Genomic DNA, 26,029 nt, shown 5'->3' on the forward strand with positions numbered 1-26,029 from the left:
TAAGATAAGGAAAGACGAGGGTAGAAAGGCTTTTACCTAAACTTTTTACTTAGCCCCAACCGCTTCTTTAGGCGCCAACTTGTGCTTCCGATGGTTACTTCGACTCCGGTGAGCCCGATGTTCATTCTTAGGATGTTCATCGTGGTCATCACTCTTTGGTTGACTATTCGCATTTAAAATCGTCACCATTGGGATAATAACTGGCCGCCGCCCTGTCCGTTCATAGAGTAAACGTTGAAGTCGAGAAACAATCGTCCGGTTAATAGCGCGTCGATCAACTTTCTTGTGGTTTTTAAAGGTATTTAGGATAGCCCAGAAGACTTCGTGATTTGCGGCCTTAATTAATTCTTGGGATTCATGCATGTAAACAAAGCCCCGCGAAACAATGTCCGGCCCTGCAACGATCTGGAAGTCCTTTAAGTCGACGACCGCAATTGCTGTTACCACCCCTTCTTCAGAAAGAAGGCGCCGTTCCCTAATTTCGGGGCTCCCAACGGCATCATCAACATCGCGTCCATCAATGTAGACATCTCCCATGGAATCAATGTGGTCAGCAATCCGGCAAGTATCTTTAGTGAGTGCTAAAACATCTCCATTTGCCAAAATAAAGGAATTTTCCCGTGGAACCCCCGTTAGTTCAGCTAACTTAGTATGAATCTTTTGCATTCGATATTCACCGTGAACCGGTGCGAAGAACTTCGGCTTCATCAAGCGTAACATTAATTCTTCATCAATTTGGCCCCCGTGACCAGAAGTATGGATGTTGTTAACATAACCGTGAATAACTTCGGCGCCACCTTCTTCTAACTTGTTAATTAAGGCATTAACTGAGGTCGTATTTCCAGGAATTGGGTTGGAAGAGAAGACAACCGTATCGCCCGGTTGAATACTAATTTGCCGGTGGGTCCCGTTAGCAATCCGGGAGAGGGCCGCCATTGGTTCCCCCTGTGACCCAGTACACATGATCATTACTTGTTCCGGTGGATAGGAGTTAATTTCGTTTGGATCAATTAAGGAATCTTCTGGAATCTTCAAGTAACCAAGCGCTTGTCCAGCTGCAATAGCGTTTTCCATACTCCGCCCAAAGACGGCAATCTTCCGGCCTTGTTTAACAGCAGCATCACTAGCTTCACGAAGCCGGTAAACATTGGAGGCAAAGGATGCAAAGATGATTCGGCCCTTAATCCGTTCAAAGATCCGCCGAATATGAATATCAACCCACCGTTCTGACTTCGTAAATTGTGGTCGTTCGGCGTTCGTAGAGTCCGATGTCAAAAGGAGAACCCCATCTTCACCTAACTTAGCCATTTGCTGGAAGTTTGGTGCTGGTAGGTTACCAACCGGAGTCAAGTCAAACTTGAAGTCTCCAGTTTGCACAATGGTCCCTTGTGGTGTGTGGACCGCTACCCCTAGAGTATCGGGAATCGAGTGCGTTGTCCGGAAAAAACTAACCCAAAGTTTCTTAAAATGCACCGTATCAAATTCGTTAACTTCGTGGAGTTCTGCATCCCGCAAAAGGTGCTTTTCATCGAGTTTGCCCTTGATTAAAGACATTGCAAATGGTCCTGCATAAATTGGTACATTTACCTTTTGTAAGAAGAAAGGCAACCCGCCAATGTGGTCTTCGTGACCGTGGGTGATAAAAATTGCCTTAATTTTATCCTTATTTTCAACTAAGTAATCATAGTTTTGGATTACATAATCCACTCCGAGAAGTTCATCTTCAGGGAAAAGTACCCCGCAATCAATAATTACAATTTCGTCTTGGAATTGAACACAGTACATATTCTTTCCAATTTCGCCAAGGCCCCCCACTGCATAGAAGGCCACTTCGTTATTCTTAATATTTAGTTTTGTCATAAGTCCCTTTCTTTTCCTTTATTTTATTTCGATAACGGTCCTGTCACTCCCCAACAAAGTTAGTGATAATTTTGGGTTAAATATTATCTTTTTTGATAATCATGGTATCGATTATCAAGCTAACCCGCCGGTTTTGATAACCAATAGGGCTCGTTATTTTATACGTTCAGAGTAATCTGAGAATATTTTAGCACATTGTAAAAGGAATCGTCCATTAATCATGCGTGAGAATAGGAAAACGGGGCTGAGAAGAAACTCATGTTTCTTCCCAGCCCCGCTGTCACCTCTGCATGTTGCTTAGAAACTATGACCAAGACAGAGACCAAGTGGATATTGCCTTGCTTGCAGTCATCGCAGTTTTTTCTTCTTACCGCTTCTAGAACGTCCGCAAAACTGCGTGCCGCTTAGCCATCCAAGTTTCCCAACTTTCCGCTGGGACCCCGTTGGCATCAAATTCCATCTCTGTCTTTTCCAATAAGTTAATAAAAATAGCTTGCGTCAATCGTTGACTAATTTTCACCAAGCGATCAACCGTCAAAAAGTTGTACTTCCGTAAAACGTGATTGATCATTGCCATCTCACTATCGGAACCCAATTCAGTTAAAATTTCCAAGTCATCGCGTTTAAAGTGAGCAATGTAAAAAGTCATAAAACCTTGTTGTGCCCGATCCTGTGCTTCTGCAGATAATGATTGATATGCTACCATGAGTTTCTCCCATCCTCTTCATTTCTATAATTCTAGAATAGCACTCCGGGAGCGTTTTCGTTAATCTAAAGGTCGATGTTTTTTCAAAATTATTTTTACCGGCTGACCAGCTTCGACTTTCGCCACTACAACCTTCGTTTCATCATTATCTAAAGGTCCTAAGTTAATCTCAACCGTCTTACCCTCTTCTTCGGTAGCGAGCAACCGCTCAGCAATAAACCGGTGAATACTCAGAGTAATATTTCGCCGGCCCTTTTGTTTTTCGACAGCTGCTTGAAGGGTAAAACCTTGGTCGAGATATTCTTTAATTTCCAAGACCTTGGTCAAAGTAAAAAAATTAAATTTATGGCTTTGATTTTTTTGCGCTTGGTGCGATGTCAAAAAGCCCTTTGCTTCCCAATACCGTATTTGTCGCGGCGAAACCCCGGTAACCCGAGAAACCTCAGAGAGAGGAATTTGGATTTGGGCCATGGCTTCTTTAAAGATATTTGGTAATGCCCGCACAACGGCGCCTCCTTTGAAAAACATTCTACTAAATCTTTTTAGTTCACAATAGGTAGTGTTACATTTTTTGATGTTTTTGTCAAATTATTTGACAAAAAGGTAAGAAAGAGTTACATTAATTCCTGTTTAAATTTACTTATAAAAAGAAAGAAGGGGTCTAAATGTCGTCCAAAGACGCAATTTTGGACATTCACGGGAACCCTTATAACCGGACTTTGCTGGTCACGGTTTTAACGATTGGTTCCTTCTTTACCATGTTAACCGGGACGTTTTTAGCAACGGCCTACCCGGCAATCATGAAGTCCTTTGACGTTTCCACTGCGACCGTTCAGTGGCTAACTACTTCCTTTATGTTAACTAACGGAATTATGATTCCAGTTTCCGCTTGGTTAATTAACAAGTTTAACTCACGGATGATGTACATCGGTGCCATGGCTGTTTTCCTATTAGGAACAGTGGTTTCATTCTTCGCCCCCACTTTTGCAATTCTAATTGTTGGACGGATTATCCAAGCCCTCGCGGTTGGGATTACAATGCCGCTTAACCAAACAATCATGCTCTCAGTCTTCCCACCCGAACAACGAGGGAGCGCCATGGGGATGGTTGGGATCGCGATGGGGTTAGCCCCAGCGGTTGGTCCAACCCTTTCCGGAATTATCGTTGACAACTATTCCTGGCGTGATCTCTTTGGAATCATTATTCCATTTATTGCCATTATTTTAATTTTGGCCTTCATCGTGATGAAGCCAGTTTTGCATGTCCACCAACAACCAATGGATGTTTGGTCCATCATTACCTCAACGATTGGTTTTGGGGGCTTACTTTACGGGGTTTCTGAAGCATCTAGTCGGGGCTGGGGAGACACTTTGGTCCTTAGCTTTATAATCGTTGGGATTATCTTTATCATCTTATTTACCCACCGGCAATTGAAACTTGATGATCCCTTCTTGGATATCCGGGTCTTCAAGCATCCTGAATTTGCGATTGCGGCGGTTCTTTCTTCCACGGTTAACTTAGCGATGATTGGGGTAGAAATGCTTTTACCTACTTACATCCAAAATGTTCGGGGTGAAACAGCCTTCCATTCTGGGCTAATGCTTTTACCAGGGGCCCTTATGTTAGGATTTATGCAACCCCTCACTGGTCGGCTCTTTGATAAATATGGGGCCCGGCGGTTGGCCGTTGTTGGGTTGGCCCTTCTCTTAATCGGGACGGTACCATTTTTAACCTTGACGCAACAAACTCCAATTCTGTCCATCGTTGTCTTTTATGCCATTCGACTTTTTGGGGTTTCAATGGTCTTCATGCCAGTCACGACTTCTGGGATGAACGTCTTACCACTTGACGAAATGTCTCACGGGACAGCAGTTAACAACACCTTCCGCCAAGTCATGAGTTCAATTGGGACGGCCATCATGACGACCGTCTTGACCAACGTCCAAGACGCTATGAAGCCAACCCATCATCTCCTAACAACTAGTCCACTAGTTTACAAAGATCATGCAATTAACGCCGCTTTAGGTGGTTTCCACGCTGCTTTTGGGGTTTCTGCCCTCTTCGCCGTAATCGCCTTGGCTTTGACTTACTTCTTAAAGAAGGGTAATACCGCCCAAACTGTAAACATTAACGTTGGAAAGGAGGACTAAACGATGATTATCTTATTAGTAATTTTAAGTGCCGTTTGTTTCTACCTTTTCGGAGCGGTTTATGTAGAAAAGAAGGGCCATACCTTCTGGTCGATTATCTCATTGATTGTGCTGGTCCTTTCCGTAACGGTTTTCGCTTTACACGACGTTAACCACTTAGGAATGAAGGTTAAAACTCGAACCGAAACCATGTCGCTAGCTTCCACTAGCAACAAAGCTAACCTCTTATTATATAAGCAACTAGGCACGGGATCAGAAAAGATTTACATCTACAAAACTGATATTCACCAAACCAAGGCAAAGCATACTTGGATTGATTCCCAGGCCAAGTCCAAGGTGGTCACTACCAAATCACAACCAAAGCTAGTGATTAAAAAGCATCAATATGTTTACGACAGTGCTTTATCCAAAGCGATGTTTGGCATCTTAGGCGACAACAACGAAACTAAGTCCATTGATTACCGTTTCGAAATTAATCCAACTTGGTCCGTCTTAAGCACTAACCAAGCGGCAAAGTTACAAACCGCTTTAAAGCAACCCGCTACGCAAATGAAACTAAAGCAAATGGTTGCGAGTCAAGTTAAAGCCGGATTAATGCAAGCGATGAAAAAGAACCCCCAGATGTCAACTGCCGACCAAGGTAAGCTCCAAATTCAATTAACGAATGAAGCTAAGGCCCGGGCAATTGAACAACTAGTTAAGTAGCATCGGGAGCAAAACTTTTTCACGGCCAATAAACAATATTTGAAAATCAAAGAGGCTGGGAATTAACTATTAATTTTTGCCCCTCTAACATTAAAATCCGGACTATAATTTTTGCCTTGATCAAAAATTGTAGTCCGGATTTTCGATTATTTATGAAATTGGCCCTCCATCGGTTAATTAATTGTCCCAATTTCGTTATGTTTAATGTCATCAGGGCCAGGCCAATGTCATTTTCCACAGCCCGTTGACCACGCAAGTGAGTTCGGCGTATGCCAAAATCCCTCTTCATGTGACCAAAGACTGGCTCAACGTCGAACTTCCGTCGACGATAAATCGCCTTACCTTCGTCACTTGAGAGGGTCGCTTTCACTTTTGCTTTGTAATAATTCCAGGTCGGGTTAACCTTCATATAACGTTGCCGACCACCTGGTGTTTTCGTTAATTTATCCAATTGCGCTGACGGCTGGTGCTTATCTGCCCGATAGATTTTAAAATCACGTTTGAAACCATATTTATCGATTTGCTCACTATACCGATAAAAGCTAAAACGAACCCCTAAATGATCAATATAGTAATCATCTTCGGCGTTATACTGCCAATTTTGTGAGTTAGTTGGGTCGTTTTTAAACTTGCGCTTCTGTTCCTTTTGATAAGTTGTATGGGGAATAATAGGTTGCTTTTCAAACTGATCAAGAATCGTTGTGTAATTGTATTCACTACCATAACCTGCATCAGCGACGATATGTTTAAAGAAGCCTAAGGCATGAAATTGCTTAAGAAATGGCACTAAAGTCCTTGTATCAGTTGGGTTTGAAAATAATCCGTAATCAAGAACAAATTGCTTATGAGTGGCAATTTGTAAGTTATAGCCAGGTTTCAATTCCCGATTCATCATCGGATCTTCTTTCATACACATAAAAGTCGCATCATGATCAGTCTTGGAGTAGCTATTGCGACCTTGGAAGATATCTTCGGCATGTTCATACTTTTGGGCACGAGGAATTAAGTCGTTGCTTAGCTGGTGGCGAAGTTTTTTTAGGAAACGACGACGCCGTTTCCTAACTGAACCACCTTTGATGATTTTGGGTTCTTGCTCAATCTCTTCATCTAATTTAGTGATTTGCTCTCCGAGTTCTTGTTCCATTGTTTTCATGCCTTCGGCAGAAGTGACCAGCTCTGGCGCCATTTCTTGCACCACTCGTTTTTCCACTAATTCCTCATAAATCTTACTTGTCTTTTCCCTTAACTTAGCGTGGTACTTTTCCACTGCACGACGCCAAGTAAATGAATATTTATTGGCATCAGCTTCGACCTTGGTTCCATCAATAAAAACTGCATCATTTTGAATTAGGCCGTGATCTGTTAAAGCCATGGTAAAGTAGACAAAAGCACGCTTGATCAGATTACTAGCGTGCTGACTGCTCCGAAAGTTATTGATGGTGTGGTAACTATAAGTATAGTCATGGGCTAACCAACGCATTGGTAGACTCTCATCCAACATCATTTCAATCTTTCTTCCAGAATAGGTTTGACGCGAGTAGGCAAACAAGAGGATCTTAAGCATAATTGCTGGATGCGATGCAGGGCGGCCAGTAGCCGCCACCGACTCTTCCAATAGAACCTCCTGTGGAATTGAGTCGACAAATGCACTAATTAGTCGCGCAATATGGTTCTTTGGTAAATCATAGTTATAGTTTAGTACGAATTCGGTTTGCCCTATGGTATAATTTTGATACATGGAAATCGCTCCTTTTTGTTTGTTTTCGTGATAATTACATCATATCAGGAGCAACTTCCTGTGTACATAAAAACCGGATGATGAATTGTTTAAGAAATTCATCATCCGGTTTTTACTTTGGACTAGGAGTTTTTTCCCAGCCTCTTTCTATTGTTGTATACTAAAAGCATCAAATTAATTGGAGGAACTATAATGACAACCATTCAAGATCATTGGTTAACTCTTGCGGATGGTAATAAAATGCCACAGGAAGGGTTAGGAACATATAAGTTAACTGATCAAGCGGCTATGACTCAAGCCATTCAAGCAGCCTACGAGACTGGCTACCGGCTAATTGATACGGCACAGCTTTATGAAAATGAAACCGTCCTTGGTAATGCCATCAAGAGCTTAGGGGCTCCGCGGGATCAATACTTTATAACCACCAAGGTGGCAGAAAAGAATCAAGGCTATCAAACTGCCATTGACTCAGTTAAGGAATCTCTGAAAAAGCTGCAACTCGATTACGTTGATCTGCTTTTGGTTCACTGGCCAATTCAAAATCACTTCTTTGAAACCTGGCGGGCTTTTGAAGATATGAAAAAACAAGGTTTGACCAGGTCAATTGGGGTTTCTAACTTTGGAATTGCTCATCTCGAACTTTTAGCCACCCAAGCTAACGAACGCCCAGTTGTTAACCAAGTCGAACGGCACCCTGGCTTAAATCAACTCGCCCTCTTGAATTATCACCGGAACCACGGGATTGTTACCCAAGCCTGGTCGCCATTAGCCCGGGGAAAATATCAAGATACCCCAGTCCTAAAGGCGATTGCTGAGCACCATCACAAATCGGTTGCTCAAGTCATCCTACGCTGGCACTTACAAGGCGGCGTAGCAATCATCCCTAAATCATCCCATCATGAACGAATTCAAGCAAATGCGGATCTTTATGACTTTGAACTTTCAAATGCCGAAATGAATCAAATTAACCAACTAAATCGCTTTGCCCGGACTGGTCGCGAACCAGAACTAGTCTTTGAAAACAACGAACAGTATCAACGATAGTCAAAAAAAGACCGGAAAAACCTTCAGTTTCTCTCCGGTTTCTCTTGCATCTCCGAATGTTACTCAGTAACTAAGGTCAAAGCAGTAGCTGAATGGCAGTTGCTTCCCTACGGTCGCACCAACCGATTCAGCCTTGCATGGGCTCACAAACGCCAAACCAGTTGGCTGGTTCGCTCCAAAGCACGGCCTTAGCGGATAAGTGCGAACGAAAGGTCGATTCTAATGAATCAACCTTCGTCCTTCTTATCCCAACCAGGCCGTCAAGGAGCTTTTTTCCCAACCTTTCTTATTACCAATTTTCCTTTGTCAAAGCCATTTGCCAGAAATGAACCTCATAGTAGCAAGACTTCGCAAAGGCTCCTCGCATCAAAGCTTGCGTTGGTTGATCAACTTGTAAGGCTAGCCGATCAACGATTGCCCGCATTTGGGTTGTACTCGTCGTAAAATCCTCCCCACCATAACTATCAAAGAAAGCTTGATAGATTGGATCTGGACTTTGTTTTTGGGCAAGCCCTTTGCCAACTTCATTATAAAGCCAATAACACGGCAACAAGCCAGCTGTTGCCACTGCAACCCCAAACTTTGTTAATTGATAGTACATGTGAGTAATATAAGCATAGTTCGTTGGTGCCGGATTAGTTTGATCAAGTTCGGCTAAAGTAATCTGTAATGCTTGGTGCAATGCTTGGCGGGCTTGATCTTCTCCGGCACCCAAACTAAGCAATAACTTAGCATCATCAGCCGGTAAATGTTTGGCGACTAATTCATGGAGATGCTGGAAATTACGCAAGTATTGGTGATCTTGGCATAAGTAATACCGAAAAGTTTCCTTAGGTAAGCTCCCATCCACAAGCTGCTGAATAAAGGGATGGTGGACACTCTGGTCGTGACAAGCCATAATGGTTGTTTTAAGGGTATCAGTAAACTTCATTTTGCTTCCTTTCCGGACGAAAAAAGGCGCTATCCTCGCCGGATAACGCCTTCCGTAACGTCCCTACGCGAGTTCTAACTCACAGGTTCCAAGGATCCACGTGTTTGCACGCATCTCAGCCCGGCCCACGGGCACTCCAGTTACAATTTATCTGTTTTTAGTTTAGTTGATCCCATAATTCTTGTAAAGCTTGGGGCAAATCTGCCTTAAATGAAAGTTCTTTTTCCGTAAAGGGATCCATAAATTCCAGCCTAGTTGCGTGTAAGGCCTGGTGTTCTACCCGGTCTAATTCACCACCATACAGGTGATCCCCCACTAAGGGGTTCCCTAGCCAACTTAAATGAACCCGAATTTGGTGGGTCCGGCCAGAATGGAGGCGTAAGCGAACCAGGCTATGGTTAGCTTTGGTTTCTTCCACCCAGTATTCCGTTTTAGCGGGTTGACCATCTGGGCTTATTTCCCGGGAAATTTGATCCTTAATCCGGGCAATTGGTTGATTGATCATACCATGCTCAAGTGGCAAATGACCACTGACGATTGCCAAGTACTCCTTCTTAACCTGGTGGGTTTGCACCTGTTGACTAATCATACTAGACGCCACCCGATGCTTTGCAACTAACATTAGGCCACTAGTAAAGCGATCGAGCCGGGTAATTAAATGGGGGCGTTGGTCTTCAGCACCTTTTTGAATCAAGTTTCCTTTTACCCGATTAAGGACAGTATCATTTTGTTCGGTTGGTCCAGGCACAGAGGATAAACCAGCTGGCTTATTAACTACCAACCAATTTGCGTCTTCATAGACAATCGTCAAGGGACCGTCAGACACCGCAACCGTTGGATCAACTGGTTCCGGGTCGACCTTAATCGTTAAAGGTTGGTTAGGCAAGATCTTCGTCGTTGGCCGCACCTCACGATGGTCAACCATCAATACCCCAGCCCCATTTTTAATATCGTTAAATAATCGGTGCCCCATCCCCAAACTTTGGAGATACCGTTTAATCTTGATTGGCTCAGTCCCGTGGTAATACCAAGTATTTTCCATATTTTCCTCCATTTTCTGATACAAGAAAACCCGGAAAGAAACAACTACTTCCTTCCGGGCTCTTTAATTAGCGGTCCATGCGGGACTCGAACCCGCGATCTCATCCGTGACAGGGATGCGTCCTAAACCAACTAGACCAATGGACCAATAAAGCACAAGTAATAATATACCGGAACTCACTTCAATCGTCAACTATTTTCATGATTTCTTGCTAAATTTTCGAAAAAAATGTAACTTAGAAAGGAATACATCGTTTTTTTCTTACTATACTTCAATTTGGGGGTAGCTATGCAAACCTTTTGGCAAACTGCAGAACGTTTTTGGCAACATTATGCCCGGATCTTAAAGCTTATTTTTATTACCTCAGTCATCCTCTTCGTCGTGATTACGTTGGGAAACTTTTTTAAAACTGTTGATTGGGGAGCAGTTGATGCAGAACTAACTACCCTCCCCCTTAGTACACTTCTCCTCTTAACTTTCGGGGGCCTAGTTGCGATCTTACCAATGACGGGTTATGACATTGCTATTACCCACCTCTTGCCAGGTAAATTTAACCGGTTTTACATTTTTCGGAGTGGTTGGATTACTAATACCCTAACTAACGTCGCTGGTTTTGGTGGCTTGTTAGGAGCGACTCTCCGGGCTCAATTTTATGGAAAACAAGCTAGTCGAAGTCAAATTATTGGAGCAATTGCTAAAATTGCAGTCTTCTTATTAGCTGGGCTTTCCTTGCTTTGTTGGTTAGCATTGATTATTATGTTTGGCTTCCACCAAGGTGGCCACTTTAATCGTTATGCAATCTGGCTTGTTGGGGGTGGCTTATACTTTCCGCTGGTACTTTGGTTAACTCACCGGCAAGCAAGCAAACTTTTTAGTGAGATGTCCTTGCGTTTTAAATTTTTCGTCTCTTTAACCTCAACCTTTGAATGGTTATTTGTGGCCGGCTTCTTTATCTTGGTCGGCATGGTAACTGGTATTCATGCAAACTATTGGGCGGTTTTCCCCTTGTATGTTGTTGCCCAGGTTCTTGGGGTCGTTTCGATGTTACCGGGAGCGATCGGCTCTTTTGATGTCATCATGCTTCTTGAACTCTCTTTGTTAGGGGTGCCTCGGTCATCGGCAATTGTTTGGCTCCTTTTATTCCGGGTATTCTACTATATCGTTCCCCTCTTTTTGGCCCTCGTCTTCTTCATTCACTATTTATTTGACCGGATCAATGATTTTTTTGACCACATTCCGGCCGCCATGATCCGGCAGGGCTCCCAAATTATTATCACCGTCTTCATGTACGTTTCTGGGATCTTTATGCTTCTTGCAGCTTCGGTTCCAGATTTAACTGAATCAAACCAGTTTTTACAACGTTTTTACCCCTTTACTTTTTTCTTCTTACATCAACTGACAACCATTCTCTTTGCGATTGCCATGTTAGCTTGTGCGCGGGGAATCCAAGCTAAAGTTAAAACAGCTTACTGGCCAACGGTGATCCTCTTGTTAATTGGGATTATTAACACCTTCATAAACCTTGGGACACCGTCATTGGCAATCTACCTAGTTGTTTTATTGCTATTGATGATTTTAATGCGGAACACAATTTACCGAGAAAAGCTTCAATACTCAATTGGTAAATTGATTTTTGACGGCTCTATCTATGCGGGAAGTCTGATCCTTTACTCCTTAGTTGGCCTTTTTAATTCTCCTAATTACGCTGGTAAGCACAAGGTCCCGACCTTTTTCTTCTTCCCGGGAGAAAAAATTTGGCTTTCTGGCTTCATTGGCATGCTGTTAGGTTTATTGCTCATGATTCTTATTATCCGCTACTTTATGCGCGGGAGCGATCCTTTTGGCATTCGACAACCCTTAGCTACTGATCGGGTGCAAGCAATTATTAATGAATATGGGGGTAACGAAACTTGCCATTTAGCCTTCTTAGGTGACAAAAATATTTACTACTACAAAGCCGATGGTAAAGATCAACTTTTCTTTATGTATCAAGCTAAAAATGGCCGGCTAGTGGTTATGGGCGACCCCGTGGGTAATCGGGAAGTTTGGCGCGATGCGGTCCACCAGTTTATGGTTGATGCTGATCGCTTTGGCTACCAACTTGTTTTCTATGAAGTTGGCGAAGAAATGACTCTCCTCCTTCACGAATACGGCTTTGACTTCTTAAAGACCGGAGAAGATGGAATGGTAAAATTAGCTGACTTTACCCTGGTCGGGAAGAAGCAACGTTCCCAACGGGCCTTAATGCATAAGTTTGATCGTGAAGGCTATACCTTTGAAATCCTCCAACCACCGTTCAATCAAGTAACGATGGCAAAGTTAAAAGTAATTTCAGATGAGTGGTTAGGGAACCAAGTTGAAAAAGGCTTCTCGCTAGGCTACTTTGATCCCGATTACCTAAACACCGCTCCCGTCGGGGTCGTTAAGGACGCTAATGGTGCGATGGTGGCCTTCGCAACCTTCATGCCAACAGGGGGGAAAGAGATTTTAACCATTGACCTGATGCGGCACACTAAGAATGCCCCCTCGGGGATCATGGATAAAATCTTTATCTCCATGTTTGAATATGGCCAAGCCAATGATTATCAGTATTTTGACCTTGGAATGGCGCCCCTCGCCAATGTTGGCCATTCTCAATATGCCTTCAACGCTGAAAAAATTGCCCATTTCATTTATGAATACGGTTCTGAACTCTATTCCTTCCAAGGTTTACGGCGGTACAAAGAAAAATACGCCTCCCTGTGGCGACCAAAGTACACCGTTTACTTTAAGCAAGGTTCCTTAATCGCCGCTATGATCGCTGTCGTTGCGGTTGTTAACCAACGGGTCGATCAAACTAAACCTAAGCCAGTCCTTGATTGGATGTTGTGGTGGAAAAAGTAAGCAGGCTCGCTTGATAATTTGAAGAGAGCGGATGAAAAAACTCCGTAACAGCCTGATTAGGATAAGCAGAAAGAAGGTTGGTTCATTAGCATTGGCCTTTCGTTCTTATCCGCTAAGGCCGTACTTTGGAGCACTTGTTTGGCGTTTGTGAGCCCATGCAAGGCTGAATCGGTTAGTGCAACCGCCAGGGAAGCAACTGCCATTCAGCTCCTACTTTGACCGTAGTTGCTGAGTAACATTCGGCGATGAAAATAAACTGACCGGCGTGAAAATTGGCTAAAGCCTGTTTTCACGCCGGTCTTGTTGATTATCACTAAATTTTAAACACAGCTTGTTATTATATTTCCTGCTTCAAATAAGTATAGAGCATGTCATCTTGCATATCGGTGGTGGCAACTCCGAGCACTTGGGCAATCTTAAAGGCGAAGGCCATTGCGGTTGCGGGACCACGGCTTGTAATTAAATGCCCCGCTTCATCCACCACTGTAATCGCTGGTGAGAAGATTGCAGTGGGGTTAGTATGAGCAATTTCTTTTTCAATCCCTGGGAAGCAAGTAAATTGATGACCATCTAAAAGGCCATACCGAGCAAAAGCTAATGGAGCTGCACACATTGCAGCATTCCACTGACCGTTCGCTTGTCGTTTTCGCATGATTTCCATCAATTCATTACTTTCTCGTAGATTGGCAGCGCCAGTTGAACCACCCGGAAAGACAACTGCATCATAATCTAGTAACGCTAGGCTAATCGTGGTCTGCATCTCCAACGGAATCTCATGGGCTCCCATAATATGGAGCTTGTCTAAACCCACCATCGTTACTTCGATCCCTAACCGCCGCATTACATCAACGGGAGTTAAAGCTTCAATTTCTTCACATCCATCAGCAAAAACAACAGCTACTTTTGTCATTTGCAAGCTCCTTTCACAACTTTGGTAATCTCTTCTAACGCCGCCTTCCCTTCCGGGGTTGAATAAAGTGGATAGGCATGGTATAAGCCCCGCCCAATCACTAAGTTTGCTGAGACCTTAGCTTGGGCAAGGCGATTAGCAAATTCAATCGTGTCTAAACACATCAATTCCTTAGTACCAACAAAAAGGTGCACATCTCGTAAACCTTTAACTGGCCCTTTTAGGGGGTTAGCCCGGTAATCATTCGTGTGTAAATCGCCAACAAACTGCTTGCCAAAGATTTGTAACCCGGCCCGATCTAAAACTAAATCTGCTTGATTATATGACTTTAAAGCCGGATTTTGTAAACTAAAGTCTAACCACGGCGAAAGTAAAACTAAGTGTCCCGGGACAGGTAGCCCCTGTTTAGTAAGCCCTTCAACCAGTGCCGTAGCCAATCCACCGCCAGCTGAATCCCCAAGAACGGTGATTTCACTGGCTGGTGTCTGGTTATACATACTCTCATAGACCTGCTGTAAGTAGGCCACTGCTTGGTCGACCGTCCCGGTTGGTAAATGAGGATAGTCCGGGATAATAATCTCCGCGCCACTACCTTGCGCAAGGCGGTCGTAAAACTGCCAATGTTCCTTTGATGGTGGTAAAACTAGGGCACCACCATATAAAGCTAAGACCACTGTCCGTGGATTAGCCTGGGGATTCAATACTACTCCTTGGCGACCACTAAAGTTACGTTCTTGAACTTCGCTAACTAAAGTTATATTTTGCGGTACCATCAACTTCGTCTTCGAAGCGGCTTGTAATAAAGCTTCGCGCTTTTGCGGATCCGCTAATTGCCGCTTGAGGCCAGACAACTGCAGGCCTAAGCCAACCATGGTTGCTTGTCGTGACAAATGATCACCACACTGCGTTAGCTCAATCACGCTATTTTTTAAATTCTTAGCCATCGCCCGCAAAGTTTGCTGGTCAAATTGGTACGTTTTCTTCATAATTTACCATTCCTTTGCCAACATCGTATCACGTCCGGGCAACGGGTGCACTTTTCTTTCTCAACCACCCATGTTTGATCATCACAATTACCACTAAAATGAGCGCAATTACGATCAAAACAAAGGCGGCCACCATAATATTATGGTACCCATGATACAAAATTTGCCGCATTAGCGGTAATTGAGTCCTTGGTAAGTGCCAAGCAGTTTTAGCATTGCTTAACTGGTTTAACATTTTAAGCGTAATCTGATGATGTTGCCGCACCCCTTGGGTTAAAGCGAGGTTTAAGATAACCCCATAGATCGCCGACATCAAGGTTTGGCTTAAGATTCGAACTAGGTAGGCCAAGGAAGTCGCAATCGGGACATCACTTAGTTCCACATCGGTTTGGACGCTTACTTGCAAAACATTAAAGATCAAACCGACCCCAAAGCCTTCAAAGGATCCGAGAATTAATAAAACCCAGAATGGGGTCCTCTGGCCAAAGATTAAGAGGCCCGCAATGGCAATTAATATGGTTAATACCCCGATTGCGACCAAACCGTACTTACTAATCTTTTGTTGGACATACGGGACCATCTCAGAGCCCAAGAAATTAGTGATTGCTCCCGGAATTTGGGTTAAGCCTCCAACTAAGGCCGAGAGTCCTAAAATTCCCTGTGCCCACATGGGAATGTAGGTAATAAAAGCAATAAAGGAGCCCCAAATAATCACAAAAAGAATTAGATCGGTGACTAGTTCATGATTTTGAAAGAGTCGACTGGGAATGATTGGATCTTCAGCTACCCGATCAACCCGATACATCCAAATAATTAACAAGGCCCCCACCATAAAGAAGGTAAAGTCGAGCCAGCCGTTAACAATCCCAATTAATTGGATAGCAAACAGAATTAACCCTAAGCCGGCAATTAAAAGACTCCCCCCAAGATAATCAATTTGCCGTCCAGCCGCTACTTTGGGGCCACGATAGAAACCACCGATAATCACAATTGCGATTAAAGCAACTGGCAAGTTAACGTAAAAGACCCAGTGCCAAGTTAAATTATCAACGATCCACCCCCCAAGTAAGGGGCCGATGATCGAAGCCGTCCCAAAACAAGCACTGGCCAAGCCGACAACTTGAGAGCGTTGCTTTAAATCTGGATAGAGGTTGGCAAAAACAATGAAGGGAATCGTGTTCATCCCGCCGGCACCGATTCCCATCACCATCCGCGCGATAATAAACCAGATAATTGACGGGGCTAGAGCTTGGAAAAGGGCCCCAATTGCAAAGAGCGAAGTGGCCATCACATAGGCCACTCGATTACCTTTGTGTTCCCCATACTTACTCCAAAAAGGAGTTGCGACAGACATCCCAAATAAGAAGGTCGCAACAATCCACCCAGTATATTGCAAACCATGAAGGTCACTAGTAATGGCTGGTAAAGCGGTATTGACAATTGTTCCGTCCATCCCCGCCATAATATTAGAAAGAAGGAGCGCAAAGGTAATTAAAGGACGATGAGCTGTTTTCATAACGATTTCTCCTTCAAATTACGATTTAGCCACTGACCGAACCCTTGCCAATCTGCTTTGATCGTAGGTTCAAGTCGCCGGGCATAGAGGTAGGCGGCCGGATGATACATCGGGACAATGATATAGCATTTATTTCCCGGGGAATATTTTCCATTAATCATCGTTAAAACTGGTTGTTCGAGGATTTGACCGTGCAAATCACCAATTAAAGCGGTTTTCCCCAGCAGACGTTGTAAAGCTGTATTTCCCAAGGGAATGATTACTTCTGGATTAATGGTCGTTAATTCCCAGTCAAACAAAGGTGCAAAGGCGGCTACTTCCCGTTTAGTTGGAGTGCGATTGGGCCGTTTTTCAATCATTTGACCAGTCATTTTATCCATTACCTGGCGAATTGAAAAAGGCCGACTCCGGACAACGCTAGTAATATAAACCTCTTCCCTGGTTAATCCGGCAAGGGCCAACAGCTTCGTCAATTCTTTTCCGGAAGCCCCGACAAAGGGATGCCCCGTTTTAATTTCAGTCCGCCCGGGCGCTTCTCCGACCAACATGACTTGGGGATGAGCTGCCCCTTCCCCTGGAACAAAACCTTCCAGGCGCTTTTGTTTTGTGGCCGCTTGGACTTGGGCCACCAGTGTTTTTGGATATTGAATTTGCATCTTAACTCTTGTACCGCCACTTTGGATCGGCAATAATCCGGGCAGCGATTAGTCCTAATGGTAAGAAAACAACGATTAAAGCGGCTTTAGCAGCCCACATTCCCCCAACGCTGAGGGAATTAAGCCCGATATTGTAAACCGCCGAGTACATATACAAGCCTGGAACCATAATCACAATTGATGGGACCGTAATGGCAATCCGGGGGTACCCAACCCGATTCCGGGCAAGTGAGGCTAATAACCCCGCTAAAAGGGCTCCGGCAAAAGCAGCTGGACCAGCTGGAACATGCAAGAGGTCAACCATTTCCAAGCGTAAAGTATTAGCGAAGGCCCCAATAATGCCAGCTGTTGCGGCCATTTTAATACTACTATTAAACATGATTGAAAAGCCAAACACCCCACAGAAGGAAGCAATTAACCGGAGAACTAAGTACGTCATTGGTGATAGCGCCAACGGAATAAAGTCTTCTGGCTGAAGATTAACGACCATCGCTACGACCCATCCAACAAGCGTTGCCACGGTAATCACAACGAGGGCAAAGGCACCTCGTTCCAAGCCTGAACGCATATCAAGCTTCGATAAGTCCAATCCACTCGTGATAAATGGAAATCCCGGAATTACAAACAGCATCGCCCCAATATAGCCGGCTTCATGGTGCGAATTAACGTGGAATAAATAAATTACCACGTTAAATAAGAGGTCGTAACATAAACAGGCCACGGCAACTGCCACCGCGATCCCCGCAAACAAGGTAATTGATTTGTCACCCATCTTCCGGCGGACATAGTTCCCCATACCAGCGCCAAAAAAGGAACAAAGCATTTCCACTGGGCCCCCACCCAGCAAGAAAACGAAGGCGCTACAAGCTAAAGCTGCTGCTAACCCTACCATCCACGGAGCGTATAAGCCCCCGATGTGTTCGATTCGGTTTAATTCCTTATGAATCTCACCAGTCGTCCAGTTTTTCCCGTTCTTTTCAAATTTTTTCATATAGTTTTCTAAGGCATTCAAACGGGCCGTATTGACTCCCGTACTTGGGATCGAGAGCGCTTGGGTATAACTCCGGTGTTTATCCATACAGGTGTATTCAATCGAAACTAAACCAATATCAGCTGAACAAGTAATTCCTAAGGTTTGGGCCGCCACGTTCATGGAATTACGAACCCGCCAAGCTCCAGTTCCGCAAGCTAACATCATCAAACCTATCCGCCCAACAATGCTTGCTCGTTCTACTAAATTTGCATACCGGGCTGGAGTAACGTTATCATCGGTCACAAAGTCATGCCACGGAATTGCCATATGATGATGGTAATGATTCACTTCTTCATCCGCCATTTTTCTTTTTTCTCCCTTTCGTATAACTAGCCTCTATTATACTGAAATTTTCAAAAATGACTCAAAAAAATGAAAGAATAAGGTTTGAATTTCCAATTCGAATAAAGTTCTTTAATTACTACTTTCTTTAATTTATCAATCAAATCAAGTTTTAACCCGCTAACAAGAGAATTAATGCAAATTTCATTAAACTTTTCAGCAAATAAATAAAACATTAGTTATATTTAGTGGTATGCTAAGGGCGTAAAGTTGTTTTGTCTTTTTTGAAGGGGAGGATACTATGAAAGCAGCTGTTATGCATACGCCAGCTGACGGATACGTAGATGTTAAAGACGTAACACTTCGGGACCTCCGCCCTGGGGAAGCTTTAGTTGATATGGAATATTGTGGTCTCTGCCATACTGATCTGCACGTTGCTGCAGGCGAATTTGGGGAAGAACCCAATCGAATTATTGGTCACGAAGGCATCGGCCGGGTTTCAAAAGTTGCTCCAGGAGTAACGAGCTTAAAAGTTGGTGATCGGGTATCCATCGCTTGGTTCTACCAGGGATGCGGTCACTGTGAATACTGTTTGACCGGACGCGAAACCTTCTGTCGCCATGTCCTTAATGCTGGTTACAATGTTGACGGCGCAATGGCGGAACAATGCATTGTAAAGGCCGACTACGCCGTTAAAGTTCCCGAAGGCTTAGATCCAGTCGAAGCCTCCTCTCTTACATGTGCCGGGGTTACGGTTTACAAAGGCCTAAAGGTCGCCGGAATTAAACCTGGTCAATGGGTTTCAATTGTTGGGGCTGGTGGTTTAGGTAACCTCGCTGTCCAATTTGCCCACAATGTTTTCAACGCTCACGTTGCCGTTGTTGATGGCAAAGCAGATAAGCTACAAGCGGCTAAAGAAAATGGGGCCGAAGTGTTGGTCGACTGGCATGATGGTAACGTTGCTGAACAAATCCAGGCTAAAACTGGTGGAGTCCACGCTGCTTTGGTAACTGCCGTTGCCCCATCTGCCTTTAACCAAGCTGTCTATTCCCTCCGGCCAGGTGGCAAGTTAGTTGCAATTGCCTTACCTCAAGGTGATATGAAACTTAATATTGCTAAGACAGTCCTCGACGGAATTATCGTTGCTGGTTCACTTGTAGGGACCCGGGCTGACCTTGCCGAATGTTTCCAATTTGGGGCCGAAGGTAAAGTTCACCCAATTGTTCATACCCGGCGTTTAGATGAAATTAACGATATGATCCAAGAACTAAAAGATGGTCATGTAGTTGGACGGAACGTAGTCGACTTTGTTCATTCTGTATAATCTACTAATTCTCAGATTACTAATAATGTTTTAGTTAATAACTAAAACGTTCACATCTACCATTCATTATTAAGTAAAGAGGAAGAGGTTGGAAAAAAATCTCCTTGACGGCCTGGTTGGGATAAAAAAGACGAAGGTTGATTCATTAGAATCGACCTTTCGTTCGTACTTATCCGCTAAAGCCGTGATTTGGAGCGAACCAGCCAACTGGTTTGGCGTTTGTGAGCCCATGCAAGGCTGAATCGGTTGGTGCGACCGTTAGGGAAGCAACTGCCATTCAGCTACTGCTTTGACCTTAGTTACTGAGTAACATTCGGAGATAACAAAGAGGAAGCCGGGAAGAAACGCTTGTTTCTCCCCGGCCTTTCTTTAATCTCTGAATGTTACTCGGAAGCTACGATCGAAAATAGTTACCAAATGGTCATTCCCTTCTTTTAAGCTGTTGAGAAGGGAAAGCCGACTTTTTTTAGTTTTCACTTGACTCTAAGGAGTCTAAAACTTTTTGCATCTTAGTAGCTGATGCTTGGAATTGCGCTAATTCACTCTCGGAAAGCTTCGTCTCGATAACGTGTTGAATACCTGAACGATTAATGATTGCTGGTGTTCCAATATAAAGATTATTTTCAATCCCGTAGAAACCGGTAACTGGAGCAGAAACTGGTAAGGATAAATCTCGGTTTGTCAAAATTGCTTCACAAATCTGACTTAAGCAACGGGCTACCCCGTAATAAGTAGCCCCTTTGTGCTTGATAATCTCGCCACCCTTTTTCCGAACTGCCATCAAGATATTTTTCTTATCTTCTTCATCCATCGGCATTACTCGAGTGAGTTGCTTAGAGCCCAATTTAGCTTCTTCAAAGTTAACAAATGAGGTGTCACCATGTTCTCCCATCACGTAAGCATTAACTTCCGAAACTGGGACATGATTCTTTTGAGCTAAGAGGACTCGTAACCGTGCGGTATCTAAGGAAGTCCCAGTCCCAATGACACGTTTCTTTGGAAAGCCCGTGATCTTCTGGGTTAACGTAGTTAAGATGTCAACTGGATTAGCTGAAATGACAAAGATCCCATCAAATCCGGAAGCCATAATTGGTTCCAAAATCGACCGTAAAATCTTTTCGTTCTTGTTAATTAAGTCTAGACGAGTTTCCCCTTCTTTCCGGGGAACACCAGCTGTAATTACTACAATTGTTGCATCCCGAGCGTCAAAATAGGTTCCTGTATGCACATTGGTTGGATAATCGAAGCAAGTTACATCTTCCAAATCAAGTGAATCACCAATGGCTAGTTCTGGCTTTCGATCAACTATCACTAGTTCATCAAGGGTCGTTGTCCGTTGTAGTAAGGAGAAAGCAAAGGCTGACCCAACAGCTCCATCCCCAACCAATACAACTTTGTTATTTTGACGTATCATTATTTAATTCCATCCCTTTTTGTGATTTTAATAACTTTCTATTATTATACCATATTCAGAGTGTTTTATTTTAAAAACTGAAGAAATTTCCACACTTTTTAAAATAATTAAAGATTTTCTAGATACGTTAACAAACATTGATTAAAGGCCATTGGCTGTTCCCCCATGATGACATGCCCTGTTTGATCAACTCGTTGTGTTTGAATTTTCGAATTTTCCTTTGCCAAGACTTCAGCAAACTCCGGGTTAAAGTATGGACTTTGATTGGCTGTGATTAGAAGCACCGGAACTTTAGTCGCTAAAAGTGTTTTTCGCCAATCCCGTTTAGCATGATCATAAAGTAACGGGAGATGTTCGGTGCGTATAAACGGAAATTGGTCCTTGACTGGATTTAATTCCCATAAAAGACGCTTATCTACCCCGTTGAGGGTTTCCCGCACGTTACCATGACTAGCAAGAACAGTCCGATAATTAGCACGGGTAATATCCATATAGCCAAAGTGCCAACTAGGGGTATTTAACATTTTTGGTGATTGGTCAACCCCTACCACTGCTTTAACTGGAATTTCAGGATGACGCTTTAAAAAGCCATAGCTAACACTAGCCCCCATCGAATGACCAATTAAAACTGGATCTTTAATTTTGAGTCTTTGGATAAAATCTGCCAAATCATCAATTAATGTGTCCATTGAGGTAAGCTGTTCATCCCTACTCGAAGCCCCATGGTCCCGTTGATCATAGGTCCAAACTTCAAATCCCTGTCTAACAAAGAAATCAATTTGCAAGTGCCAAATTTGCTGATAACCACCAAAACCATGGATAAAAATCAGCGGTTGTCCTTTACCATAATGATAGTAATTAAGTTCTTTTTGATCTCGCGTTTGAATATGCATTTACTTTTCCTCCATTAAACCCAGAAAAATCGTAATGATTAACAAATCCGCTGTCCCACCAAGACTTAAATGACGATTTGAAAAATCCGCTTGAATCTCTTGAAGTCGTTTTCTTCCTGTTGGTGTATTAACCCCTATTTTTTGAAGTTCACTGAATACTTGATCCTTTTCAGCTAAAATCTTCGGGGTGCCAGCCCGTTTAATTAAAGTGGTGTCTTCAGTATGCAAGGCTAAATTAACAAAAGTCGTTAAAATTCGCTCGTCCAATGTACCTTTTGCTTGCCGAAAAACCGAGAGCCCCCTTTCAAAAACGGTTGGGTAGGCCGCCATCGCTTCGCCCCGAATCCCAGCAACCCCATATTTTAAGTATTCTTTTTCTCCGGCTGTGAGGATTGCCTTTTGCTTTAGGTTGTTAAAGTCTTGTTTAACAAGATTTTGCAGCATTTGACGAACCGTTGATCGAAGGGCTTCGTCCGTTATCGTTCCCTGCTTAGCCACGGTAGTTGCATAGGCTGCCGTAAGGATGCCAAGGGAAAAGATCGCCCCTTTATGAGTATTGACTCCCCTAGTTGCAGAAAACATGACTTGCTCGGCGGTAACCCCAAAGCGGCGAATTTCTTTAAATAGTAATTCGAGCTGATCTCCCTTAAAATTGATCCCAGCCTGAGCACACTGCTCTAAATAGGTCCGAAGCGCAACACTACTATCCATGAATAGGTAGGCATCCATATCCGGATGGGCAGCATGCTCAACCGGATCAACTAAGCCCGGTTTTGGCCAAGTAACTACTTCATACGTTAAAGCTCGTAAGCCATTAGTAACTAAGTGATTTACGAGACGTTGCTTTTCTGCTTGCTGACTAGCTAAATTGATTAATTCAGCGACCCTTGTCTGGAGCTCGTCAACCGTGTGAGCTCGGGCTCGCCCGCATTCCTTCGCTGGTCGGCCACAAATTAAACAGGTCCGCACTGGGTAATCAATCTCAGTTCGGGATAAAGAACGTGGTTGCTCATTTTCTTGAACTAAAACATCAAGATCAAATAATCGCCGAAAACTCGTAGATTCTTCAAACTCAGTCGTTACTTTTTTAACAGTTAACCCGGATGCAAAAATGAAATAAAAGCGTTCTGGACCAGTAACTGCGTCTAACCATTCACCTTTTACCAAAAAGGTAAGGCCCCGTTTCAAAAGCCAGGCTTCAAAATTATTTAACTCAGTAGTAAAGAAAGTCTGAATTATTTCATTATTTTTTATTGGTCCCGGAATATTTAATTTAGCCGCTACTACGGCCGCATCAGGTATTTCCTTTAGCAGTTTATTTTGTATTGCTACCCGTCGATCACGATTCATCAATACTGTCGGAATATCAACCTGCTCGCCATTTGCAAAAATTTGGGCTGCCATATTATTACCTCACTCTTTTTATAACTTAATTTTACGCATATGTATAAAATGAGGCTAGTCATGGTTCAAACTAGCCTCATTAATTCTATTTTGATTTGGTTTATTGAGAGGGTTATTTTTGCTTAATCCTTAACTTGCTTGATAACATCAATTAAACTACCGTCACGATAAGTTACTAAGGCAACTGTCCGATCAGTAAATTGTAGTGGTTGAGGCTTACCGACAATCTTTTCAGCCCGTTGTTGGAGTTCTTCAATTGATACTAATGGTAATCCAGGAACCTTCTTGAAGGCTTCAACTAAATCTTGCCGCTTTGGGTTAACTGCAATCCCAGCTTCCGTTACCAAGACATCAATTGAGTCACCTGGGGTAACCACTGTACTTACCGCTGGAACCACTGTAGCAATCCGCCCCCGCGTTAATGGAGCACAGATAATTGTCATCTTAGAAGTAGCAGCGTCTTGGTGACCACCAATAGCCCCCCGGATAACCCCGTTAGAACCTGTCATAACATTAACATTAAAGTTAGTGTCAATTTCAAGAGCAGAAAGGATGGCGATATCAAGTTGATCAACCATGGCTCCTTTGTTTTCAGGGTCAGCATACCATGAAGCATCAATTTCTTGTTGGTTCTTGTTTTCCTTCATGGAAGTAGCCGCACCCTTGTCAAAGTCTTGCACGTCCATCACTTTTTGAACGAGCCCTTCTTCAAGCAAGTCAACAATTGGCTTAGTAATTCCACCAAGGGCAAATGAAGCAGTGATGTGGTTATCAATCATTGATTGCCGCAAGAAGCGGGCAACGGCCAAAGCAGAACCACCGGAACCAGTTTGGAAGGAGAAACCTTGCTTAAAGTATGGTGAATGAATAATTACGTCGTTAACCATCTTGGCAATCTTCAAATCCTTTGGATTCTTTGTAAAACGGGTTGCCCCAGTTCCAATCCGGTCAGGGTCTCCAACTTGGTCAACCTTAACCACGTAGTCAACTTGAGTTTGCTTAATAGAAGCTGGCGTGTTTGGATAATCAACTAGGTTATCAGTTAAGAGAACCACCTTGTTAGCGTAGTTGGCATCCATCAAAGCGTAGCCAAGAGATCCAAAGGCAGCATCCCCGGTCATCCCATTGGCGTTCCCTAAGCGGTCAGCATTTGGGACCCCTAAGAAAGCAACGTCAATCTTAATTTCACCATTTTCAATTGACCGGGCCCGATTACCGTGAGACCGGAAAATTACTGGGTTCTTAAGCAAACCATGCGAAACAGCTTCCCCAAGGCTTCCCCGCATCCCCGAAGAAGTAATGTTAGTAATGGTTCCTGCTTTAATGGCTTCAACTACCTTATCATTCATTGTGTTGGTTAATGAAGATGGAGCCAAAGTTAAGTCCTTAATTCCTAAGTTAATGATGCAATCCATCACCTTGTTAAAGATAAAGTCACCTTCCCGTAAGTGGTGGTGGAAGGAAATCGTCATCCCATCTTTAACGGTTGCCTTAACAACGTCTTCAATTGATTCAACTACCTTGTCATCCCCAGTGGAAACCCGAACTTTAGGGGCTGTCCGTTGAATTTCAGGATGTCCAATTTCTGTGCTTTCAAATGCTTTCCGATCGTTTAAGAATTCTTCGGGAATCTCCCGTCCTGCATTATTCTTCAATGTATTCACCATCCTCATTAATCAAACCTGATGCCTTAGCTAAGCGAATTACCCGTTGAGCCCGGAGAACAACTGGCCGGTCAACCATTTGACCGTTCATGGAAATAACCCCTGAACCCTTTTCGTGAGCTTCTTCAATGGCTGCTTCAACATCCAAGGCATTTTCAATTTCCGCCTTGCTTGGTTCGTAAACCTTGTTAACCCAATCAATTTGCCGTGGGTTAACCAAGGACTTACCATCAAACCCAAGTTGGTGAATGTGTTCCGTTTCACGTTGGAAACCTTCAATATCGTTCATGTTAGTGAAGACCGTATCGAAGGCGGCAATTCCAGCGGCTCTAGCAGCATGCAAAATCATGTTCCGAGCAAATTCGAGCTCTGCTCCATCTGGATAACGGTGGGTCTTCATATCCGTTGTGTAGTCTTCAGCTGAAAGGGCTAACCCGATCATTCGGTCCGTACTTTCGGCAATTTCTAAGGCCTTCATTACTCCCCGTGCACTTTCAATGGCAGCCATAACATGAGTAGTCCCAACTGGAATGTCGAATTTCTTTTCGGCTTCTTCGACCACCTTTACTAAATCCAGCATCATTTGAGCGGACTCAACCTTTGGCAACCGGACAACTTGGATCCCAGCTTTAACCATAGCAAAAACATCATTCCGGAAGTATGGGGTATCAATCCCGTTAACCCGGACAACAAGCTCCGCATCCCCATAATCTTGCGTTTGCAAAGCTTCGTAAACCAACATCCGTGCTGCATCTTTTTGGTCCATTGAAACCGAATCTTCAAGGTCGAACATAATTGAATCGGCCCCGTAAATTCCGGCATCCTTGACCATCCCAGCGTTGTTACCTGGGACAAACATCATTGTCCGCCGTAAACGTTCTTCCATGA

General features: G+C 43.6%; 22 protein-coding genes, 1 tRNA gene and 1 riboswitch. Of the genes, 5 read left to right on the forward strand and 18 right to left on the reverse strand.

What is annotated here, in order from left to right; translation table 11 throughout:
* Positions 1–45: 45 nt before the first annotated feature.
* The 3 genes from rnjA to GTO83_RS09185 all read right to left on the reverse strand — a co-directional run bounded on the left by rnjA (position 46) and on the right by GTO83_RS09185 (position 3,070).
* Positions 46–1,860, reverse strand: a complete 1,815-nt coding sequence (gene rnjA / locus GTO83_RS09175; RefSeq protein ID WP_180870610.1) for a ribonuclease J1 — start codon at positions 1,858–1,860, stop codon at positions 46–48.
* A gap of 376 nt (positions 1,861–2,236) precedes the next feature.
* A complete protein-coding gene (locus tag GTO83_RS09180) occupies positions 2,237–2,566 on the reverse strand; it encodes a hypothetical protein (protein ID WP_180870612.1) in 330 nt (109 codons plus the stop codon).
* 60 nt (positions 2,567–2,626) lie between these two features.
* On the reverse strand, positions 2,627–3,070 hold the full coding sequence (locus GTO83_RS09185) for a MerR family transcriptional regulator (RefSeq protein WP_180870614.1): 444 nt from the start codon (positions 3,068–3,070) through the stop codon (positions 2,627–2,629).
* 161 nt (positions 3,071–3,231) lie between these two features.
* Between GTO83_RS09185 and GTO83_RS09190 the strand changes: the two genes are divergently transcribed.
* A complete protein-coding gene (locus GTO83_RS09190) occupies positions 3,232–4,716 on the forward strand; it encodes an MDR family MFS transporter (RefSeq protein ID WP_180870615.1) in 1,485 nt (494 codons plus the stop codon).
* A 3-nt stretch (positions 4,717–4,719) separates the two neighbouring features.
* The gene (locus GTO83_RS09195) at positions 4,720–5,421 is read left to right on the forward strand and encodes a DUF4811 domain-containing protein (RefSeq protein ID WP_180870617.1); all 702 of its coding nucleotides are present in this window, start codon (positions 4,720–4,722) and stop codon (positions 5,419–5,421) included.
* Positions 5,422–5,467: 46 nt separating this feature from the next.
* Here GTO83_RS09195 and GTO83_RS09200 read toward each other — a convergent pair whose 3' ends face one another.
* On the reverse strand, positions 5,468–7,159 hold the full coding sequence (locus tag GTO83_RS09200) for an IS1182 family transposase (RefSeq protein ID WP_180870619.1): 1,692 nt from the start codon (positions 7,157–7,159) through the stop codon (positions 5,468–5,470).
* Between the two features lie 192 nt (positions 7,160–7,351).
* Between GTO83_RS09200 and GTO83_RS09205 the strand changes: the two genes are divergently transcribed.
* Complete coding sequence (locus GTO83_RS09205) at positions 7,352–8,203, forward strand: aldo/keto reductase (protein WP_180870620.1); 852 nt, start codon at positions 7,352–7,354, stop codon at positions 8,201–8,203.
* A gap of 289 nt (positions 8,204–8,492) precedes the next feature.
* Here the strand turns inward: GTO83_RS09205 and tenA are convergent, their stop codons facing one another.
* The 3 genes from tenA to GTO83_RS09220 all read right to left on the reverse strand — a co-directional run bounded on the left by tenA (position 8,493) and on the right by GTO83_RS09220 (position 10,322).
* The gene (gene tenA, locus GTO83_RS09210; protein WP_180870622.1) at positions 8,493–9,134 is read right to left on the reverse strand and encodes a thiaminase II; all 642 of its coding nucleotides are present in this window, start codon (positions 9,132–9,134) and stop codon (positions 8,493–8,495) included.
* Positions 9,135–9,176: 42 nt separating this feature from the next.
* Positions 9,177–9,283, reverse strand: a riboswitch (TPP riboswitch).
* A gap of 8 nt (positions 9,284–9,291) precedes the next feature.
* Positions 9,292–10,176, reverse strand: a complete 885-nt coding sequence (locus tag GTO83_RS09215) for an RluA family pseudouridine synthase (protein ID WP_180870623.1) — start codon at positions 10,174–10,176, stop codon at positions 9,292–9,294.
* Between the two features lie 71 nt (positions 10,177–10,247).
* Positions 10,248–10,322, reverse strand: a tRNA-Asp gene (locus tag GTO83_RS09220).
* 142 nt (positions 10,323–10,464) lie between these two features.
* Here GTO83_RS09220 and mprF point away from each other — a divergent pair.
* Positions 10,465–13,059 (forward strand): bifunctional lysylphosphatidylglycerol flippase/synthetase MprF, encoded by a 2,595-nt coding sequence (gene mprF / locus GTO83_RS09225; protein WP_180870625.1) that lies wholly within the window; start codon positions 10,465–10,467, stop codon positions 13,057–13,059.
* Positions 13,060–13,115: 56 nt separating this feature from the next.
* Here the strand turns inward: mprF and GTO83_RS09230 are convergent, their stop codons facing one another.
* The 6 genes from GTO83_RS09230 to GTO83_RS09255 all read right to left on the reverse strand — a co-directional run bounded on the left by GTO83_RS09230 (position 13,116) and on the right by GTO83_RS09255 (position 18,463).
* Entirely contained in the window at positions 13,116–13,262 is a 147-nt protein-coding gene (locus GTO83_RS09230; protein ID WP_180870627.1) for a hypothetical protein, read from the reverse strand.
* Between the two features lie 134 nt (positions 13,263–13,396).
* Positions 13,397–13,969, reverse strand: a complete 573-nt coding sequence (locus GTO83_RS09235) for a DJ-1 family glyoxalase III (protein WP_180870629.1) — start codon at positions 13,967–13,969, stop codon at positions 13,397–13,399.
* Entirely contained in the window at positions 13,966–14,955 is a 990-nt protein-coding gene (locus tag GTO83_RS09240) for an alpha/beta hydrolase fold domain-containing protein (RefSeq protein WP_180870630.1), read from the reverse strand. The genes GTO83_RS09235 and GTO83_RS09240 overlap by 4 nt, the downstream gene beginning before the upstream one ends.
* Positions 14,956–14,983: 28 nt before the next feature.
* The gene (locus GTO83_RS09245) at positions 14,984–16,471 is read right to left on the reverse strand and encodes an MFS transporter (protein WP_180870632.1); all 1,488 of its coding nucleotides are present in this window, start codon (positions 16,469–16,471) and stop codon (positions 14,984–14,986) included.
* Complete coding sequence (locus tag GTO83_RS09250; RefSeq protein WP_180870634.1) at positions 16,468–17,127, reverse strand: uracil-DNA glycosylase; 660 nt, start codon at positions 17,125–17,127, stop codon at positions 16,468–16,470. Before GTO83_RS09250 ends, GTO83_RS09245 begins: the two co-directional genes overlap by 4 nt.
* Before the next feature lies 1 nt (position 17,128).
* A complete protein-coding gene (locus GTO83_RS09255) occupies positions 17,129–18,463 on the reverse strand; it encodes a threonine/serine exporter ThrE family protein (protein ID WP_180870635.1) in 1,335 nt (444 codons plus the stop codon).
* Between the two features lie 280 nt (positions 18,464–18,743).
* Here GTO83_RS09255 and adhP point away from each other — a divergent pair, with 280 nt between their 5' ends.
* On the forward strand, positions 18,744–19,766 hold the full coding sequence (gene adhP, locus GTO83_RS09260) for an alcohol dehydrogenase AdhP (RefSeq protein WP_180870637.1): 1,023 nt from the start codon (positions 18,744–18,746) through the stop codon (positions 19,764–19,766).
* A 466-nt stretch (positions 19,767–20,232) separates the two neighbouring features.
* Here adhP and GTO83_RS09265 read toward each other — a convergent pair whose 3' ends face one another.
* The 5 genes from GTO83_RS09265 to citE form a co-directional block, all read right to left on the reverse strand.
* Entirely contained in the window at positions 20,233–21,180 is a 948-nt protein-coding gene (locus GTO83_RS09265; RefSeq protein ID WP_180870639.1) for an L-lactate dehydrogenase, read from the reverse strand.
* A 107-nt stretch (positions 21,181–21,287) separates the two neighbouring features.
* A complete protein-coding gene (locus GTO83_RS09270; RefSeq protein WP_180870641.1) occupies positions 21,288–22,073 on the reverse strand; it encodes an alpha/beta fold hydrolase in 786 nt (261 codons plus the stop codon).
* Complete coding sequence (gene citG / locus GTO83_RS09275) at positions 22,074–23,477, reverse strand: triphosphoribosyl-dephospho-CoA synthase CitG (protein ID WP_180870642.1); 1,404 nt, start codon at positions 23,475–23,477, stop codon at positions 22,074–22,076.
* A gap of 122 nt (positions 23,478–23,599) precedes the next feature.
* The gene (gene citF, locus GTO83_RS09280) at positions 23,600–25,132 is read right to left on the reverse strand and encodes a citrate lyase subunit alpha (protein WP_180870644.1); all 1,533 of its coding nucleotides are present in this window, start codon (positions 25,130–25,132) and stop codon (positions 23,600–23,602) included.
* On the reverse strand, positions 25,122–26,027 hold the full coding sequence (gene citE, locus GTO83_RS09285) for a citrate (pro-3S)-lyase subunit beta (RefSeq protein ID WP_180870646.1): 906 nt from the start codon (positions 26,025–26,027) through the stop codon (positions 25,122–25,124). The genes citF and citE overlap by 11 nt, the downstream gene beginning before the upstream one ends.
* Positions 26,028–26,029: the final 2 nt, after the last annotated feature.

The organism is Lactobacillus sp. 3B(2020), from assembly GCF_013487845.1.
In the GTDB taxonomy this organism is placed as follows: domain Bacteria; phylum Bacillota; class Bacilli; order Lactobacillales; family Lactobacillaceae; genus Limosilactobacillus; species Limosilactobacillus alvi.